The 18,010-nt window shown below is 41.7% G+C and carries 15 protein-coding genes; 11 read left to right on the top strand and 4 right to left on the bottom strand.

Going from position 1 to position 18,010, the window contains the following annotated elements; all coding sequences use genetic code 11:
* From glmM to CXL14_RS02245, 6 genes are all read left to right on the top strand, one after another.
* Complete coding sequence (gene glmM / locus CXL14_RS02265; protein ID WP_014416778.1) at positions 1-1,347, top strand: phosphoglucosamine mutase; 1,347 nt, start codon at positions 1-3, stop codon at positions 1,345-1,347.
* Positions 1,348-1,778: 431 nt separating this feature from the next.
* The gene (gene glmS, locus CXL14_RS02260) at positions 1,779-3,581 is read left to right on the top strand and encodes a glutamine--fructose-6-phosphate transaminase (isomerizing) (RefSeq protein WP_003156758.1); all 1,803 of its coding nucleotides are present in this window, start codon (positions 1,779-1,781) and stop codon (positions 3,579-3,581) included.
* 438 nt (positions 3,582-4,019) lie between these two features.
* Positions 4,020-4,172 carry a hypothetical protein gene (locus CXL14_RS20050; RefSeq protein ID WP_014720653.1) on the top strand — a complete coding sequence of 51 codons (153 nt, stop codon included), beginning with the start codon at positions 4,020-4,022 and terminating at the stop codon, positions 4,170-4,172.
* A 169-nt stretch (positions 4,173-4,341) separates the two neighbouring features.
* Complete coding sequence (locus CXL14_RS02255; protein WP_014416779.1) at positions 4,342-7,305, top strand: SIR2 family protein; 2,964 nt, start codon at positions 4,342-4,344, stop codon at positions 7,303-7,305.
* Between the two features lie 474 nt (positions 7,306-7,779).
* Positions 7,780-8,652 carry an ABC transporter ATP-binding protein gene (locus CXL14_RS02250; protein WP_014720655.1) on the top strand — a complete coding sequence of 291 codons (873 nt, stop codon included), beginning with the start codon at positions 7,780-7,782 and terminating at the stop codon, positions 8,650-8,652.
* On the top strand, positions 8,630-9,292 hold the full coding sequence (locus CXL14_RS02245) for an ABC-2 transporter permease (RefSeq protein ID WP_014416781.1): 663 nt from the start codon (positions 8,630-8,632) through the stop codon (positions 9,290-9,292). The genes CXL14_RS02250 and CXL14_RS02245 overlap by 23 nt, the downstream gene beginning before the upstream one ends.
* Before the next feature lie 76 nt (positions 9,293-9,368).
* Here CXL14_RS02245 and CXL14_RS02240 read toward each other — a convergent pair whose 3' ends face one another.
* Positions 9,369-10,250 carry a hypothetical protein gene (locus CXL14_RS02240; RefSeq protein WP_032863985.1) on the bottom strand — a complete coding sequence of 294 codons (882 nt, stop codon included), beginning with the start codon at positions 10,248-10,250 and terminating at the stop codon, positions 9,369-9,371.
* 134 nt (positions 10,251-10,384) lie between these two features.
* Here CXL14_RS02240 and CXL14_RS02235 point away from each other — a divergent pair, with 134 nt between their 5' ends.
* Positions 10,385-11,551 (top strand): DUF4885 family protein, encoded by a 1,167-nt coding sequence (locus CXL14_RS02235; protein ID WP_014416783.1) that lies wholly within the window; start codon positions 10,385-10,387, stop codon positions 11,549-11,551.
* Between the two features lie 52 nt (positions 11,552-11,603).
* Here CXL14_RS02235 and CXL14_RS02230 read toward each other — a convergent pair whose 3' ends face one another.
* The 3 genes from CXL14_RS02230 to CXL14_RS02220 all read right to left on the bottom strand — a co-directional run bounded on the left by CXL14_RS02230 (position 11,604) and on the right by CXL14_RS02220 (position 13,625).
* Entirely contained in the window at positions 11,604-12,449 is an 846-nt protein-coding gene (locus tag CXL14_RS02230; RefSeq protein WP_014416784.1) for an aldo/keto reductase, read from the bottom strand.
* Positions 12,450-12,558: 109 nt separating this feature from the next.
* Positions 12,559-13,251, bottom strand: coding sequence for an LrgB family protein (locus CXL14_RS02225; protein ID WP_014416785.1), 693 nt, complete (start codon positions 13,249-13,251; stop codon positions 12,559-12,561).
* A complete protein-coding gene (locus tag CXL14_RS02220) occupies positions 13,221-13,625 on the bottom strand; it encodes a CidA/LrgA family holin-like protein (RefSeq protein WP_003156751.1) in 405 nt (134 codons plus the stop codon). Before CXL14_RS02220 ends, CXL14_RS02225 begins: the two co-directional genes overlap by 31 nt.
* A 195-nt stretch (positions 13,626-13,820) precedes the next feature.
* Between CXL14_RS02220 and CXL14_RS02215 the strand changes: the two genes are divergently transcribed.
* From CXL14_RS02215 to CXL14_RS02200, 4 genes are all read left to right on the top strand, one after another.
* On the top strand, positions 13,821-14,252 hold the full coding sequence (locus CXL14_RS02215; protein WP_014416787.1) for a MarR family winged helix-turn-helix transcriptional regulator: 432 nt from the start codon (positions 13,821-13,823) through the stop codon (positions 14,250-14,252).
* A 425-nt stretch (positions 14,253-14,677) separates the two neighbouring features.
* A complete protein-coding gene (locus tag CXL14_RS02210; RefSeq protein WP_014416788.1) occupies positions 14,678-16,063 on the top strand; it encodes an amino acid permease in 1,386 nt (461 codons plus the stop codon).
* A 92-nt stretch (positions 16,064-16,155) separates the two neighbouring features.
* The gene (locus CXL14_RS02205; RefSeq protein ID WP_014416789.1) at positions 16,156-16,869 is read left to right on the top strand and encodes a YjjG family noncanonical pyrimidine nucleotidase; all 714 of its coding nucleotides are present in this window, start codon (positions 16,156-16,158) and stop codon (positions 16,867-16,869) included.
* A gap of 10 nt (positions 16,870-16,879) precedes the next feature.
* Positions 16,880-18,010, top strand: a complete 1,131-nt coding sequence (locus tag CXL14_RS02200) for a sensor histidine kinase (RefSeq protein ID WP_014416790.1) — start codon at positions 16,880-16,882, stop codon at positions 18,008-18,010.

The raw sequence follows: 18,010 nt of genomic DNA, 5'->3' as shown, positions 1-18,010 counted from the left end.
ATGGGCAAGTATTTTGGAACAGATGGTGTAAGAGGTGTTGCCAACAGCGAGCTTACGCCAGAGCTGGCCTTTAAAGTTGGGCGTTTTGGCGGTTATGTCCTGACCAAAGATAAGCAGCGCCCGAAAGTGCTGATCGGCCGTGATACACGTATCTCCGGACATATGCTGGAGGGAGCCCTTGTCGCCGGACTTTTATCGATCGGAGCTGAAGTGATGCGCCTCGGCGTTATTTCTACGCCGGGGGTATCCTATTTAACGAAAGCCATGGATGCTGAGGCGGGCGTCATGATCTCCGCTTCTCACAACCCCGTACAGGATAACGGAATTAAATTTTTCGGAGGGGACGGCTTTAAGCTTTCTGATGAGCAGGAGGCCGAGATTGAACGTCTTATGGATGAACCGGAAGATAAGCTGCCGAGACCGACAGGCGCGGACCTCGGGCTTGTGAACGATTATTTTGAAGGCGTTCAAAAGTATCTGCAATTTTTAAAGCAGACGGCGGACGAAGATTTCACAGGCATTCATGTAGCGCTTGACTGCGCCCATGGTGCGACATCTTCCATTGCGACGCACCTTTTTGCCGATCTCGATGCTGACGTGTCTACAATGGGGACGTCTCCGAACGGATTAAACATTAATGATGGCGTCGGTTCTACACACCCGGAAGCGCTGAGTGCTTTCGTCAAAGAAAAAAACGCCGATATCGGCCTTGCGTTTGACGGCGACGGCGACCGCCTCATTGCCGTTGATGAAAAAGGAAACATCGTCGACGGTGATCAGATTATGTACATATGCGCGAAGTATTTGAAATCAGAAGGCCGTCTGAAGGATGATACCGTCGTATCGACCGTGATGAGCAACCTCGGTTTCTACAAAGCGCTTGAAAAAGAAGAAATCAAAAGCGTTCAAACGGCAGTCGGCGACCGCTATGTCGTAGAAGCGATGAAAAAAGACGGCTATAATGTCGGCGGCGAGCAGTCAGGGCACCTTATTTTCCTTGATTACAACACTACCGGCGACGGTCTCTTGTCCGCGATCATGCTTGTAAATACGCTGAAGGCGTCCGGCAAAACCCTTTCAGAACTTGCGGATGAAATGAAAAAATTCCCGCAGCTCTTAGTGAACGTGAAAGTGACGGATAAATATAAGGTAGAAGAAAACGCTAAGGTGAAGGCCGTTATTTCTGAAGTGGAAACAGAAATGAACGGAGACGGCCGGATTTTAGTGCGCCCGTCAGGCACCGAACCGCTCGTCCGCGTGATGGCCGAAGCGAGAACAAAAGAGCTTTGTGACGAATATGTCACAAAAATCGTGGATGTCGTGCGGACAGAAATGGGAGCGGAGTAGCGAAGTTTATAAACAGAGAGCGAACAAAACAAGTGCGATCAGCATAAAATGATAGTAAACATGATGCCGGGGCGGCAAAAAATAATTGACCGTCCTTGGCACATGCTGTAAAATCAAGCTTGTTCAGCCTTTGTTTTTCACTTGCAGGAAAGGCGGGATTGTTTGCATCTTTTATAATTACAGCGCCCGAACTAAGCGCCCGAAAAACGGCTTAGTTGACGAGGATGGAGGTTATCGAATTTTCGGCGGATGCCTCCCGGCTGATTCATTTAGATCACAGCCGTAAGGATTTCTTCAAACCGGAGGGGCGACTCTCCGAACAAAGGGAAATCACATGATCTTCCAAAAAAACATGTGGGAGGGGACGATTGAAAGTCCCCTTGTAATTTGACTTTCTTCGTCTCCTTTTGCACCTTTAGGAGGAAGAAAATATGTGTGGAATTGTAGGTTATATCGGTCAGCTTGATGCGAAAGAGATTTTGTTAAAAGGATTAGAGAAGCTTGAGTACCGCGGCTATGACTCTGCCGGTATCGCTGTGGCGAATGAGCAGGGCGTGCATGTGTACAAAGAAAAAGGCCGCATCGCCGACCTTCGTGAAGTGGTGGATCACACGGTTGAATCTCAAGCGGGAATCGGCCATACACGCTGGGCGACTCACGGCGAACCAAGCTTCCTGAACGCTCACCCGCATCAAAGCGCACTCGGCCGCTTTACACTTGTTCACAACGGTGTGATCGAGAACTATGTTCAGCTGAAGCGCGAATATCTTGAAAACGTTGAACTGAAAAGCGACACGGACACTGAAGTAGTCGTTCAAATGATCGAGCAATTTGTGGCGGGAGGACTTAGTACAGAAGAAGCGTTCCGCAAAACACTGACTCTGTTAAAAGGCTCTTACGCAATTGCATTATTTGACGGTGAAAACACAGACACCATTTACGTTGCAAAAAACAAAAGCCCTCTGTTAATCGGCCTTGGAGATACGTTTAACGTCGTGGCATCTGACGCGATGGCTATGCTTCAAGTAACGAATGAATACGTTGAGCTTTTGGACAAAGAAATGGTGATCGTGACAAAAGACGAAGCCGTGATTAAAAACCTTGACGGTGAAGTCATGACACGTGCGTCTTATATCGCTGAGCTTGACGCCAGTGATATCGAAAAAGGCACATACCCTCACTACATGTTAAAAGAAACGGATGAGCAGCCGCTTGTCATGCGCAAAATCATCCAAACGTATCAGGACGAAAACGGCAGACTGGCCGTGGCCGGCGATGTCGCTGACGCCGTGGCGGAAGCGGACCGCATTTATATCGTGGCTTGCGGAACGAGCTACCATGCCGGTCTTGTCGGGAAACAATATATTGAAATGTGGGCAAACGTACCGGTTGAAGTGCATGTAGCGAGTGAATTCTCTTACAACATGCCGCTTCTGTCTAAGAAGCCGCTCTTTATCTTCCTTTCTCAAAGCGGGGAAACAGCGGACAGCCGCGCCGTGCTTGTTCAAGTCAAAGCGCTGGGTCACAAAGCGCTGACGATTACAAACGTTCCGGGATCAACCCTTTCCCGTGAAGCGGATTACACATTGCTTCTGCACGCAGGCCCTGAGATCGCGGTTGCATCAACAAAAGCGTATACGGCTCAGATTGCCGTCCTCGCGATCCTTGCGTCCGTTGCAGCAGAACGCAACGGCGTTGATATCGGTTTTGATTTGGTCAAAGAATTAGGTATCGCGGCAAACGCCATGGAAGCCCTCTGCGACCAGAAGGACGAAATGGAAATGATTGCGCGTGAGTACCTGACTGTTTCAAGAAACGCTTTCTTCATCGGCCGCGGCCTTGACTACTTCGTGTGTGTCGAAGGCGCCCTGAAGCTGAAAGAGATTTCTTACATCCAAGCGGAAGGCTTCGCCGGCGGCGAGCTGAAGCACGGAACAATCGCTCTGATTGAAGAAGGAACACCGGTCTTTGCACTGGCGACACAAGAACACGTCAACCTGAGCATCCGCGGAAATGTGAAGGAAGTCGCAGCCCGCGGCGCCAACACTTGCATCATCTCGCTGAAAGGCTTAGAAGACGCAGACGACAGATTCATCCTGCCGGAAGTCAACCCTGCACTTGCTCCGCTGGTTTCTGTTGTGCCATTGCAGCTGATCGCTTACTACGCTGCACTGCACCGCGGCTGTGACGTTGATAAACCGCGCAACCTTGCGAAGAGTGTGACTGTGGAGTAGGGATAAATAATTCACGGTAAACAGCTTTAGCGGATAATATAGTTGTTTAAATATTTGAATGATTTACATCCGTTCGCTTATAATTAGAATAAGCGAACGGATGTTTTTGTTTATGAGAATATAATCGGGAATTGAATATAACAATTATGCCAATAGTTACGTATTATAGATGTGAGTCCTATATATAGGTCTATTCAAATTTTTAGTGCTAATAAGCTTGCGCTAATAAAGGAGCTATAACTGTAGGTTTAACCCTAAAAGCAAATCTTAATCTAAGTACAGTACTTTTAGAGTGGGAAATATCTACTATGCTTACTTTAATAGTAAAAGCTTCCCTTTCACTATTAAAAATGCTAATGATTTGGAGATGAGTTATAAGGTAACAGTAGCTTGCTTATAAGAATGGTTTTGTTCATATAAATATGCGAGAATTGTGTAATGTCGAAAAAACTGGTAATGATTGCTGTTTCAAGATTTGGAGATTTAAAGAACCCTGACCTTTGGGGAATAGTCACAGTACTGGACAATCCTATTTGGGCCAATAAGGAAAGAAAATATGAAAAATTGCTGAAAGAATGGTCAGTGCCTTGAATTAACTGAAAAAGTAGATTCATATCAATCGTATTAATTTGAAAGAACCGAGGTCATTACTTTCCGGTTATGTAGACATTTAATTTTAAAACTTAAAATATGTAGATCAAGATTCATATGAAAGGAAAGTTAGATTAGAATCGAATTTTAAGTTTAGGAGGAAGATAAATTGAGTGACTATTTTTTAGATACGAGTATAACAAAAATCCAAGAGGCAAGCGAAAACAATAAACTAGTGGTATTCGTAGGTGCGGGGGTTTCAGCAAATTCAGGAATTCCAACTTGGAATGAATTAATTAAAGAATTTGCACAAGATTTGGGAGAATTTGATGTAGACAGATCTCCAGATTTATATATGAAAATTCCTCAATATTATTTTAATGAAAGAGGAGAAAAAGAATATTTTGAAAAAATGAATGAAGTTTTTTCAAAAAAGAAATATAAACCAAATCCTATACATAAGGAGATTTTTAAACTTAAACCAACTCATATTATTACAACTAACTATGATACTTTGCTGGAAGAAGCAGCTATTGAAGAAGGACAGTTTTTTCATACTGTAAAACACGATTTAGATCTTCCATATGATAATTTTAATAAAACTATTATTAAAATGCATGGCGATTTTGAAAACAGAAACATTGTACTAAAGGAAGATGACTATTTGAATTATTCTTCTAATTTCACGTTGATTGAAAGTTATATTAAAGCTTTGATTGCCACAAATACAGTTTTATTTATAGGATATTCGATAAATGATTCAAATTTCAATTTGATTTTTCAATGGGTTAAAAATATTTTAAGAAATCATTTTCAACCAGCATATCTAATTGAGAGTAGTAAGAAGTACTCACGGATGGAACATGCGTACTATAAAAATCGCGGAATTAACATTTTATATTATGATGAAATAAGTAATATGCCGAATAATAATATTTTTGATATATCTAATTGGAGAGGTAATAGATTATTTGATGTATTAAGTTATTTTAATTCTTTTGATAAAATGACGAAAATGAGTGACTTAGAAATTATCTATAATAAAATTAGTTGTTTTGAAAAGTTAAATTTTATAATGCCTGAGCAAATTGTAAAGAACTTAGGGTTAAAATCTGTAGGATATGATTTATTTGGTGATAGAACTTTAACTATTCTAAATGGAGAGAATGGTTTATCAAGGGTATTTTCTAACCATGACACATATAAAGATAATTGGATTTTTCAGAAAATCATAATGATATTTAAAAAAGCAAATATACAGGGCGTGTCTAGGGAAAAACAAATAATATTCAGTATTGATAATCAAGATAATTACCTAGCTAATCTAAGGGCTAGAATAATAGATCAAGATAGTTTAATAGATCCTATAGATATAAATAGTTTTACAAGCCTTATAGAGGGAGAAGATTATTTTCTCATGTTAAAACAGGCATTTGCTTATTGTGAATGTGATAAGTTTTACGATGCCTATAAATATTATAAGACGATTTCATTGAAAGCTTTTCAAGATAAGGAGTTTTTGATTTATTATATTTCGGAATTTAACAGGAAGCATGTTGGGAAGTTTTTAGTAAATGGATATTATAATGTGAATAACAATATTGAAATGGAACTTAAAGAACTAGATCTTGAAAATATTTATGCAAATCTCCCCAATAGAGAAAGAAAGAGCATAGAATTTTTAAAAGAGCTTCAAGATTTTAATTTAATATATAAAGTACAAAATAAATTGAATAAAGAAGTGGACACATTAAAGGAAACAAAACGTACTGTGGAAAATGGAGGATTTTCTTTTAATAGCTCACTCAATAAAAATTTTCATATGATTAGCAATATTTGGCTTTTCGTAGAAGCGAATTATCTATGTATAAATAAATACAAAGAGATTCAAAGCCTGTATTTAAGTTTTGTAGAAGGCATTTTTGCGAGCTACAGTACCCAATCAAATAATTCGAAGAGTTTTTTTAACAAAGTATCCTTAAATAAAATAGAAAAATTAGATCTATATGAAGTATATATAATAATAACAAAATTAAAAACTAGTGACTTTGAAAATGTTTTGGTAGAGTATAATCTTAGAGAATTAAAACTTGAAAATTCAGCTTTTGAGTATATTATGAAGGTTTTGGACAAAGTGATTGATAATATTCTAAATAATCGCAATAAGAAAAAAAGTGAGCATTATTTTTACAATATAATAGTATTAACTTCAAAAACAAATCTAGACTTTGAACAGGCGAATCTTATTGCAGGTAAGTTGTTATTACTCCTCAACGAAAGTATAAATTTAAATGAATTTAAATATATAAATAAATTTATAGTGGCAGTAGCAAACAAAGAAATTTTAGCACAAAGTACAGTATTGGATTATTTAGAAAAGTATTTAGAAATATACATGCGAAATAGCAGGATAATTGAATTTGATAACAATGGACTGTATAAAAATTTAACTAATATATATGTAAATTACAATGAGTATCCTATAAATAAGGATATAACCTCTAGTTATGTAATTTTAATAAAGAAATCCTATGAAGAAAAAGAATATGATATTTTATATACTGTTTTTGAAAATTTAATAGTTCCGATACTAAAGGCTATATCTGAAGAATACAAGAATATAATAATTAAAGTAATTGAAAGTTTAGTAGAAAAAATTAAAAGCAAAGAAGGATTATTGCAATTTAATGAGTTGAATTTTTATTATATAATTTCAATTAACGATGTTATTACTGAGGACAAAGAAATTAATAAAAAAATTATAGAAGATACAGTTGTTAAAATAAAGAATGAAAATAAAGCTGTTAAAGTACATCCGGATCCTATTGAAAGAAACCTGAATATATTAACAGATTTATATAGGAGAAATAAGCTTAAAAAAGAGGAATTGGAAGAGTTTGTGGATGTTTTTGGTGGTTACTCAGAGTATTTTGATTTAGTTTTTAATACGAAGAATCTTAAATTAACTGATATAGATTTACTTTCATATCTAAAGGAAGAAGAGATAGAATCTTTAATGAATAATAAAGGAATGAAAGAATGTATTTATAGCTTATTTGAAAAAAAACTAAGGTATCTGCCATTTGAAAAATACGAAGATATCTTTGGTAAGCTTTATGCAAAGAAGTTTTAAATGATTTATAATACAACAAATTTATTTTAAGTGGGAAAATTAGCCCCTCTGAGATAAACCAGAGGGGTTTTTTATGAAAGTTAGAAGTGCACACCTTTTCGATTGACCGGAAGATTTTTATATTTGTAAAGAAATCCCCTTTTATATATTGAAAAGGATTAACACCTGCCTTATAATACGAGATGCATTCCAGTTAATATCCATAAATGTAATCATTGGTAAATCGTTTTTGTGCATGCCTCATCGGAAAGTAATCACCTCCAGCAATTTTCATCATGAATATTCCATTATATAACCGTAATCAATCGATTACACATCCAAATTATGATTAAAAAAGACCTTAAAATCCCTGTTGTATTTGCCGACTCCTGATCCATTATGAATACCTCGACTAGATATGAAAATAACAACATTTTTTCAATAATCCGGTTCAATTCTTAAAAAAGTCCTGACAACAATGATAGGAGTGGAATGATGTCAAACCTTTTAGAAATCAGAAACATCAGCAAATCTTTTGGTCATAAAGTTGTTTTAAAGGATGTTACATTCAATGTGCCTGCCGGATCAATTGTCGGTTTTATCGGTGATAACGGCGCAGGCAAGTCAACAACATTTAAAACGATATTAGGGTTAATCTCTCAGGATAGAGGTAAAGTGAAAATCTTTGGTAAAGAGAATCTGGATAAACATATAAAGTTCAAAGAAGATATAGGGGTCGTATTTGATGCGATGAATCTGCCCGCGCATCTTACGATAAAACAGCTGAATCATGTATTTAAAAAACTATTCGGTGCTTGGGACCAAGACAATTTTTATCGGTTGGTTCATTCTTTCTCTTTACCTATGGACAAAAAAGTGAATACATTCTCGCGCGGCATGTCAATGAAGTTATCAGTAGCTGTTGCTTTGTCGCATAATGCAAAATTATTACTCCTGGATGAAGCAACGGGAGGGCTTGATCCCTCTTCAAGAGATGCTCTGTTAAATGAATTAAAAAGCTTTGTGAGTAAAAGCAACGGCGGTATTTTACTTTCATCGCACATTATGACTGATGTCGAGAAGATAGCCAGCCATATCATTATGATGAAAGATGGCGAAATTTTATTAAATGAAGAGAAAGACAAGGTTCTTGAAAGCTATACTGTTATAGACGTTGATGAAGGCCGATTGGCTGAGCTTGACGAAGATATCGTTCTAGCAAAAAGGAATCATGGATCTTATTGGAGTGTGCTTGTATCGGATCAACAGAAATTGCCGAATGGCGTAACGGCCAACACCATTTCCATAGAAGAAATCAGCGTCTTTTTAACGAGGAGTGAAAACATTGAGAGGTCTGTTACTGACTAACTATTACTTGGTTTATCGGAGTTTCTTTGCATACACGGGGTTGGCCATATTGGTATCAGCAGTCATTTTTTATTTTGGGGATGCTTCAATGCATCGTTTTGTTGCTATGCTGATTATTTTGTTTGTCGTCATGCCCGCACTTGAGGTTATAAAGTATGAGAGCAAGTCTGGCTATGACAGGTATGTCCTGACTTTACCGGTCAGCAGAACAAATATTGTTCAAAGTCACTATGTCTTTTATCTTTTGATTGTTGTGATCGGAGCTGTAATATCTTATGGTATTTTCCTTGTATACAGCCTGGGTTCTGATGAACCAATTGACGGCATATTGAATATTGTCTCTTTTGGAACGTTCATCGTTCTCTTTGCCGGTGCAATCGTTTATCCTCTTCTCTACATGATAGGCCCGGAAAAATCCGATGCTATCGTGATTGGAGGTGCAATGGGGGGACTTTTTGCTACCTTTGGATTGCAAAGTGTCGTTGGGTATGCAGCAGAACAAGTACCGCTGTCATTTTTGCACATAAATCCTTCTTTATATGTTCCGATTATATATCTCATGATCGGCGTTATCTTATATATCATTTCATTTTTCATTGCTGCGGCTATCTATCATAAAAAAGAATTTACAACAGGATAAGGCAAGGAACGGGCTCATAAATTCACTTAAACTTCAAGCAGACAGCCGCCCGCATAATGGGCGGCTGTTCTTCTAATTAAAACTGCGTTGTCACATCGTACTCATAATCAATCTTCAATTTTACATTTTTCATAGTCGATTTTGCTGTTGCGAGTGTGTTGTATTTAAAATTCCAGATGCTTGAGACTGAGAGGTTATCATCCAGTGTGATATCGTAATTTCCTTGAGTGGAGCTGTTTGCGAGTGCGTGGTGCCACACTTTATTTTCTTCAGACATTATGCAGTGTCTTGTGTTTCCTTGGCTTGGTGTTTGAGTCGCGGCGGTACTGATTCTTTTCACTATGGCGTCTTTTGGAATGCTTGTTTGTTTGGTTAAGTCGAGCCTGAGAACAGTTGAATCTGATCCATTCGAACTGAGGCTTGTATTTCCTTTATTTTCAGCCGTGCCGCTGAATGAGAAGGTCTCGCTTCCGGTTTTGATTCGATCGTAAATGGAGAGTGTAAAGTATATATCGTCAGTGTATGAGCCGCGGGACACTTTCACGTAGAACGTCTCGTTGTTTTCTTTCGCATCTGTAATGGCATAGATAAAAGGAAGCGGCGTATCAGGGTTTATCACTTCTGTGCCTTTACTGATCAGCACTTTGTTTTTATTATAAATTTCAATGCTCATTCCCTTGTATTCACTTCTTGTTGAGCTCCTGACATAGAGTCTTTCTCCCTTATTTGCCGTGAAAGTGAAGTACGATTCTTTTTCCCCTTCCGGCAATATGGCAGTATCAATATTTTTATATTTCCAGTAGCCTACTGGATTGGCAGTTTCAAATGAGTGATTTCCTGTAATAGCGCTTATTTGTGATGAGTTCTTTTGAGACGCAGAGGCTGAGGCTGAAGGTGCAATCAATACGCCTGATAATACGATTGCACTGACAAATAGCATAGAAACATACTTTTTCATGGAAAAATCCCCCTTTTTGACTACATCATACATAAAAACCCTCATGATGTAAACATTTGTTATTTTAGGTTAAAATCAACTGGGAAACAGCCGATACAAACACTAGAACATCATCTCAAGCGGAGGTTAAAAACATGCGCCTAAACGCTCGTTATATAAAAAATCAAGTAATGGCTCAGCAAGTGCTTCAGCGGTATTCTTCCAAAACAAATGGGAAAGATGCGGCAAAAGGGCCGGACAGCTTATTGATTCAGGCAAGCGGGACCCGCGATCTGAGCCAGATGAATTATTCAAGGAGCGGTGTCACTGAGAAAGGGAGCAGCCTGTCCCGTTTATATCAATCTGCAAATCAGAAAACGATTACGGATAATGGGAATGAGACGGTAATAGACGCTGATAATCCGTATGAGTCTGAGAGTGATATTGCGAGCAAGATTCTTGATGAGAAATACAGCCGTATCAATGAAATCAATAAACGAAAATCAGATCCTTTACGTTATATTAAGGACAAATACCAGCGTGCCGATTCACCTTATTTCAGGAGTGATTTATCAGAATCAGAGCGTCAGGCCGCTTATCATAACGAAACGGAATGGCTGTTTAAGGGAAAAGCCCAGAGCTATGATTTCCGTGATGCGGCGTTTCGGGGTGAAACGCTCAACGGAGAGATTCAAGTCGAAAATGAAAGGGTGTTTCAGCGGGCGCAGGTGAATCAGCAGATTGATATGCTTTTTCATCGGAATCATATTCAGATTCCGGAGGGTGCGAATCTTACATTTACGATATCACCGATTGATTATCTGTTAAAAGTGAGCGGGACTGACGATAAAGAGCTCACTCAGCAGATTGAAGCCGTCTTAAACTCCGGGGAAAACAGCAAAGAGCTGTTTGCGCACATCATTCGCAGCCGGAGTGATGACTCCTCGCAGTTTACGCCGGAAACATATGAGAAATATCAAGTCGTTCGGGAAATGTATGAGGTGACCGGCTATCATCTGAAAGACTTGCAGATCGTGGACGGAAAGTATGTCACAGAAGACGGCCGTGACCTTTTAGACGTCTATAAGGAAGCGCTGCAGCTCGATCCTTTGTTGAAGCATACGGCGGCAGAAGCGGCCGCCCATTACGGACAGGGGCTCACGAAGCTTGCGAGAACGGGTTATGATACCATTCCTGATTTGGTGCTGTCCATTGAGTATAAAAACGGATCTCTGCGTGATGTCGGTCAAAGCAGGCAATACGGATCTGGGGATACAGGTTGGCTTTCTGAATGGAAACGGGAGCTGGGTGTGCGTATATAAATTGAGAAAAAAGCTGACGAATGATGCCGTCAGCTTTTCTTTATGTGTTTTCTTAAAACTCCTCATACTCCGCCGGGTCTTGGCCGTTTATGCGTCCGTCGGGGCGGGTAAGCGAGTCGATGATGTTCATGTCGTTTTCATCAAGAGAGAAATCAAAAACGGAGATGTTTTCAAGCTGGCGCTCGGGCGATGCTGATTTTGGAATCGGGATGGCGCCCAGCTGGATATGCCAGCGTAAAATGACTTGAGAAATGGTTTTGCCGTATTTGTCCGCAATCTGTCCGAGTTTTTGATCGTTTAATACTTCACCGGCGCGGGATAACGGACTCCATGATTCTGTCACGATGCCCTGTTCTTCGTGCCATTGGCGCTGCTGCTGCTGATTAAAAGCGGGATGCAGTTCAATTTGGTTGATGCCTGGCTTTACGCCGGTTTCACGTTCGAGCCGTTCGATATGCTCAGGCAGGAAATTGCAGACGCCGATGGATCGGATCAGGCCCCATTTTTTCGCATCAATCAGTGCCTGCCATGCTTCCGTGTAGCGGTCTTGTTTCGGATTCGGCCAATGGACGAGATACAGGTCATAGTAGTCCAGACCGGCGCGGTATAAAGATTCTTGGATGGTTTGTACAGCTTTGTCATAGTCATGGTAGCGTCCGGGCAGCTTGGACGTCACGTATAGCTGTTCTCTCGGAACAGAGCTTCTGCGGATGGCTTCTCCGACCGTCCCTTCATTTTCATAGTTATAAGCGGTGTCAATCAGACGGTAGCCGATATCAATGGCGCTGGTAATGGCATGAACGCCATTGTTTCCATTAAGAGCGTATGTACCGAAGCCGATCGCGGGAATGCTTGTCCCATCCAGCAGTTTCTTTTGCGGAATTGCTCCAGTCATCATTAAATCCCTCCTTGTTTTCTACTTTACCATTATTCTTACAAATGAAACATAATAATGGAAGAAATGAGATGATCCGCACATGAAAAAAGCTGACGGAGAACTGTCAGCTTTAAATTTGAAACATCCATGCTACGACGGGGCCGAAGACCGACCCTAACACGGCGCAGAGCGTCATGGAAACAGAACTCATGGAGACCGTTAATTCTCCGTACTCCATTGCTTTTGAGGTGCCGAGCGCATGGGAAGCGCTCCCGAATGCAATTCCTTTCCCGAGTGAGCTGCGGATGCGGATCCACTTGAGAAGCAGCGGTCCTAAGATAACGCCGGAAAACCCTGCGATCATCACGAACACGACTGTCATGGAAGGGACACCGCCGATACCGGACGCAATCTGTATGGCGACAGGCGTCGTAATTGATTTTGGGATGATTGACAAAATCAAACTCCGGCTGATGCCGAACAGCTCTGCAAATAGCAGGCCGCTGACCATTCCGGAGAATAAACCGGCCAACACGCCGCCGATGATCGGAAACATATACTTGATTAACACCCGGCGCTGCTTATAAAGCGGGTATGCCAAAGCCACCACGGCGGGGCCGAGCAGTGAATTGATCCATTGTCCGCCGATCATATAGTCTTTATACGAAATATGAAAAACAAGCAGCACGGCGATAATGAAAATCGTAGTCGTCAAAACCGGTATGAGAAAGGGATATGGAAAGCGCACATATAATTTCACCATAGCCAGATAGGCGGCGGCCGTGAACAAAATTATAAAGATTGCGATACATGCTTGCTGCACTTCTTTTTCTCCTTTCTCTGATTGGCTTTGTGCTCTAACAGCTGGCTGGCGTACCCTGCGGCGATCATTGTGACGATGGTGCTCAGCACGATGATCAGAAACAGAGCAGCCCCGCTGGCGGAAAACAGTGACGGGTAATTGATGACGCCCGTCATGGCCGGAATGAATAACAGCGGAAGAAAAGACAGCAAAAATCCGGCTCCGTCTTCAATCATTTTGACGGGAATGATCTTAACCGATAAACATATGATCAGCAGGATCAAACCGATGATACTTCCGGGAATGGGCAGGTGAAAGAACTGCTGAACGGCTCCCCCGATAAAGGAAAATGCGAATAAAATAATGATTTGCAAGATGATGCGTATGACTTTCACGACAATGCTGTTCTTTGGAGAAGAGCAGCTTCCCCCTTTCTTGATGCTTCGATATGTTTCTTTACTTTTTGCGCATATATTTGTACTATACAAATATATGTATGCAAAATCTTTCTATATGTTTTCTGAGTAAATGTGCATATGTTTGTATTATACAACTAATATTGCTGTTGTCAATTGTAAGGAGTGAGGCTGTTGTCAAAACAAGATCCGATTGAATTAATTGAATATGAGCTCACCACTTTTATCAGGAGAGCTGTTTATCTTGATAACTCCGACCGTAAAATCGGACATCTGGAAAGGGCTGCGTATTTGTTATTACGGCAGCTGGATGAATTCGGACCGGCGCGTGTAAAGGAATTAGCCGAATCTTTTAAGCTGGATATTTCCACATTGTCTCGCCAGGCCGCGGCCTTGGAGTCGAAAGAGCTGATCCAGCGTTTTTCCGATCCTTCTGACGGGCGGGTCAGTCTGTTTGCGATTACGAAGCTTGGCAAACAGAGGTTAAAAGCTGATAAAAAGATGCGTCTTGATCGATACCGACATATGCTTGACGATTGGTCAGGCGATGAAAAAGAAATGTTCGGCCGGCTTTTGCTGCGGCTGAATGAGGCATTTATCGATTAATGCATGATTTTTGCCGGGTTAAGCAGGATTATGGCGTATACAAGGGAGAATGGAAGAGAGTAAGACTTTACGCCATTCTGCTTAGCAAAAATAATATTGAATAGGGGGCGGAACATGTTTCTCCAGGGACATCCTGTTTCTCGGAGGCTGCGGCATTTATTATCTCAATATTCATAATTCAATAAAAATGAAAGCGCTTTATTTTTAGTCTGTTGGTTTAGGGTGCAAGGTGTTTACCTGAAAAAAACAATTGTATTTTCCACGAAAATTTATTATGATGGAATAAGGAAATTGGAGATTATATAACAATAGAAAGCTAGAATATTTCTAATATTGCGGGAAATGAAGAGTGAGTTAGGTTCAACAGGTGCACCTTCTGCTTCATTATTTCACATATATCAGAGCTGTTAAGAGGAGGAAGCGAAGTGGCAAACAAAGAATTAAAGAGAGGCTTAGGCGCGCGTCATATACAGATGATTGCGCTGGGCGGCACGATCGGTGTCGGTTTATTCATGGGGTCATCCAGCACGATCGGATGGACCGGGCCGTCTGTCCTGCTGGCTTATGCGATCTCAGGTATCTTTATCTTTTTTATCATGCGTGCGATGGGCGAAATGCTCTATGTAGAGCCGAGTACAGGGTCGTTTGCGACATTCGGCCATAAGTATATACATCCGTTAGCCGGCTATATGACGGCGTGGAGCAACTGGTTTCAATGGGTGATCGTCGGGATGTCTGAAATTATCGCCGTCGGTTCGTATATGAAATATTGGTTTCCTGATCTGCCGGCATGGATTCCCGGCATTATCGCCATGGCCATTCTCGGTGCGGCGAATTTAATTTCGGTAAAATCTTTCGGTGAGTTTGAATTTTGGTTTGCCATGATCAAAATCGTCACCATTATTCTGATGATTGTGGCCGGAATCGGGATTATTTTCTTCGGTTTCGGTAACGGAGGGCATGCGATCGGATTATCTAATTTATGGTCGCACGGCGGTTTCTTTACAAATGGTTTTTCAGGATTTTTCTTTGCTTTGTCTTTGGTCGTTGCGGCCTATCAAGGGGTCGAGCTGATCGGGATTACGGCAGGAGAAGCGAAGGACCCGCAAAAAACGCTGCGAAGCGCGATTCAGAGTATTATTTGGCGGATTTTAATTTTCTACATCGGTGCGATTTTCGTAATCGTTACCGTATATCCGTGGAATGAGCTTCACTCACTCGGCAGTCCGTTTGTTTCGACATTTGCGAAAGTCGGGATTACGGCGGCGGCCGGTTTGATTAACTTTGTTGTGATTACCGCTGCGATGTCCGGATGCAACAGCGGGATTTTCAGTGCGGGACGCATGCTTTATACATTGGGCGTGAACGGACAGGCCCCGAAATTCTTTAAGAAAGTTTCTTCGAGCGGTGTGCCGATATTCGGTACGCTTGCGGTATTAATCGGACTTGTGATCGGTGTCGTGCTGAACTACATCGCGCCTCCGAAAGTTTTTGTCTATGTGTACAGCGCGAGTGTGCTGCCGGGAATGATTCCGTGGTTCGTCATTTTAATCAGCCATCTCGGTTTCAGAAGAGCGAAGGGCGCTGAGCTTGATAAGCATCCGTTTAAGATGCCTTTTGCGCCGTTTACAAACTATTTGACGATCGCTTTCTTACTCATGGTATTGATCGGCATGTGGTTTAACAAAGATACGCGGATTTCTTTGGTTGTCGGGGTGATTTTCCTGGCGATTGTGACGGTCAGCTATTATGCGTTCGGTATCGGCAAGCGCGTGCCTGGTGAAAAATCGAAAATAGAAGACGCTGTATAATTCAAAAAGACACCTCTCTTACAGGGGTGTCTTTTTCGGCTTGTCCGCGAGTGGTATACTGGTTAAAAAAAGCAGAACCGGGGGAAACATCGATGAGTCATTACCGTACGTTATTATTTGATATAGACAATACGCTGCTGGATTTTACCGCTTCAGAAACCGATGCTCTTCAAAAATTGTTTCAAGGTTCAAAGCTGGACCTGACGGCAGAGGTGGAAGCCCGTTATAAAGCGTTAAATCAAGGGCTGTGGAAGGCGTTTGAAGAGGGGGAAATGACCCGCGATGAAGTGGTGAATACACGGTTTGCCCTTTTGTTTAAAGAATACGGCCTCGAAGCCGACGGCGTGCTGATGAATCAGGCGTACCGCCAATACTTAGAAGAAGGGCACCAGATGATAGACGGAGCTTATGAGCTGATTGAACGGCTGAGTCCTTTATTTGATTTATACATCGTGACGAACGGCGTCTCAAGATCACAATATAAGCGGCTGGGCGACTCCGGTCTGTATCCGTTCTTTAAAGATGTGTTTGTATCTGAGGACACGGGTTTTCAAAAGCCGATGAAGGAATACTTTGATTACGTGTTTGCGAGAATTCCCGGTTTTTCTGCCGAGGGCGGACTTATTATCGGCGATTCACTGAGCGCGGACATAAAAGGCGGTCAGATGGCGGGAATTGATACGTGCTGGTTTAATCCCGGAAAGAAAGCAAATGAGTCCGGAATCATCCCGACGTATGAAATTCATTCGCTTGATGAGCTGTATGATGTGCTGAACGTGGAGCGGAAAGCCGCCGCTCATTTGTAAGGAGAATACGATGAAGATTGCACATACGAAGTTACTGATCAGGGGTTTTGCATTACTATCAATCTTTCATGCGATTCTTCAGCTTCCTCCCGGCCGGGGGGAGCTGAAGGTTTTTTTGTCTGTGCTCGTGATGATGCTGACGGCTAATGACTGCCTGCGGCCGCTGTATATGAAGAGAAGGCCGGCTATATATCAAGGCTCTTTTCTCCTGAGCAGCGTTATGGCGGGAGTTCTTTTGTACAATGTCTATAGTGTGGGGACACAGGCCGTAATGGTGCTTTTATTGGCGGAGGTGCTTATTACTGATAAGCAGATTTCGGCTGTTTTGTTAACGATGAATGCCGCCGCATTTGCCGCAGCTTTATACGCCGGCGGGGCGGGTGTCAGTGATATCGTGCCGCCATACTTCATCATGTTTGCGGTGATTTATTTATATCGGAAAAACCTGCAGGAGAAGTCGAAGGTTGAATTGCTGAACCGAGAGCTGGAGATCGCTAATGATACACTGAAGGAATATTCAGACCGGATTGAGGAACTGGCCGTTACGAAAGAAAGAACAAGAATTGCGCAGGAGCTGCATGATTCTCTCGGTCATTATCTGGCTGCTCTGAAAATGAATTTGGAATTTGCCGGGAAGACAGCCGGGCATCAGCCGGACAAAGTGAAGCAGATCATTCATAAGGCGCATGATCTTACGAAAGAATCCATTTTAAAGCTTCGCCAGGCCGTTATGCTGCTGCAGGGCTCTTTGCCGGGGCGGGGATTTGAGCAAGAGCTCCGTGACATTTTCAGCCATTTTCAAGAGGCGGGAGGCATATGCTTCGAGCTGGAGATGGACGCGGCCATAGAAGCGGAACAGCCGGATGTGAAGCATTGTCTTTATCAATCCGTTCAGGAAACGATTACGAATGCGATAAAGCATGGACATGCTTCATATGTTTCTGTCCGGATTCAAAAAAACCGAAACATGATATTGGCGCATATTCATAATAACGGCTCAGCCTGCGGAACGATCATAAAATCAAATGGTCTGAAAGGAATTGAGAAAAGAGCAGCCGCACTTGGCGGAGAGGCTGTTTTCTCGTCTGGGAAGGAAACGGGTTTTGACGTGAAAATAAGGTTTCCGTGCAAGGAGGATTAA

Source organism: Bacillus sp. SJ-10 (genome assembly GCF_002843505.1).
In the GTDB taxonomy this organism is placed as follows: domain Bacteria; phylum Bacillota; class Bacilli; order Bacillales; family Bacillaceae; genus Bacillus; species Bacillus velezensis.
Note: the sequence above shows the minus strand (reverse complement) of the source record. Positions and strands in the feature narration are given on the sequence as shown.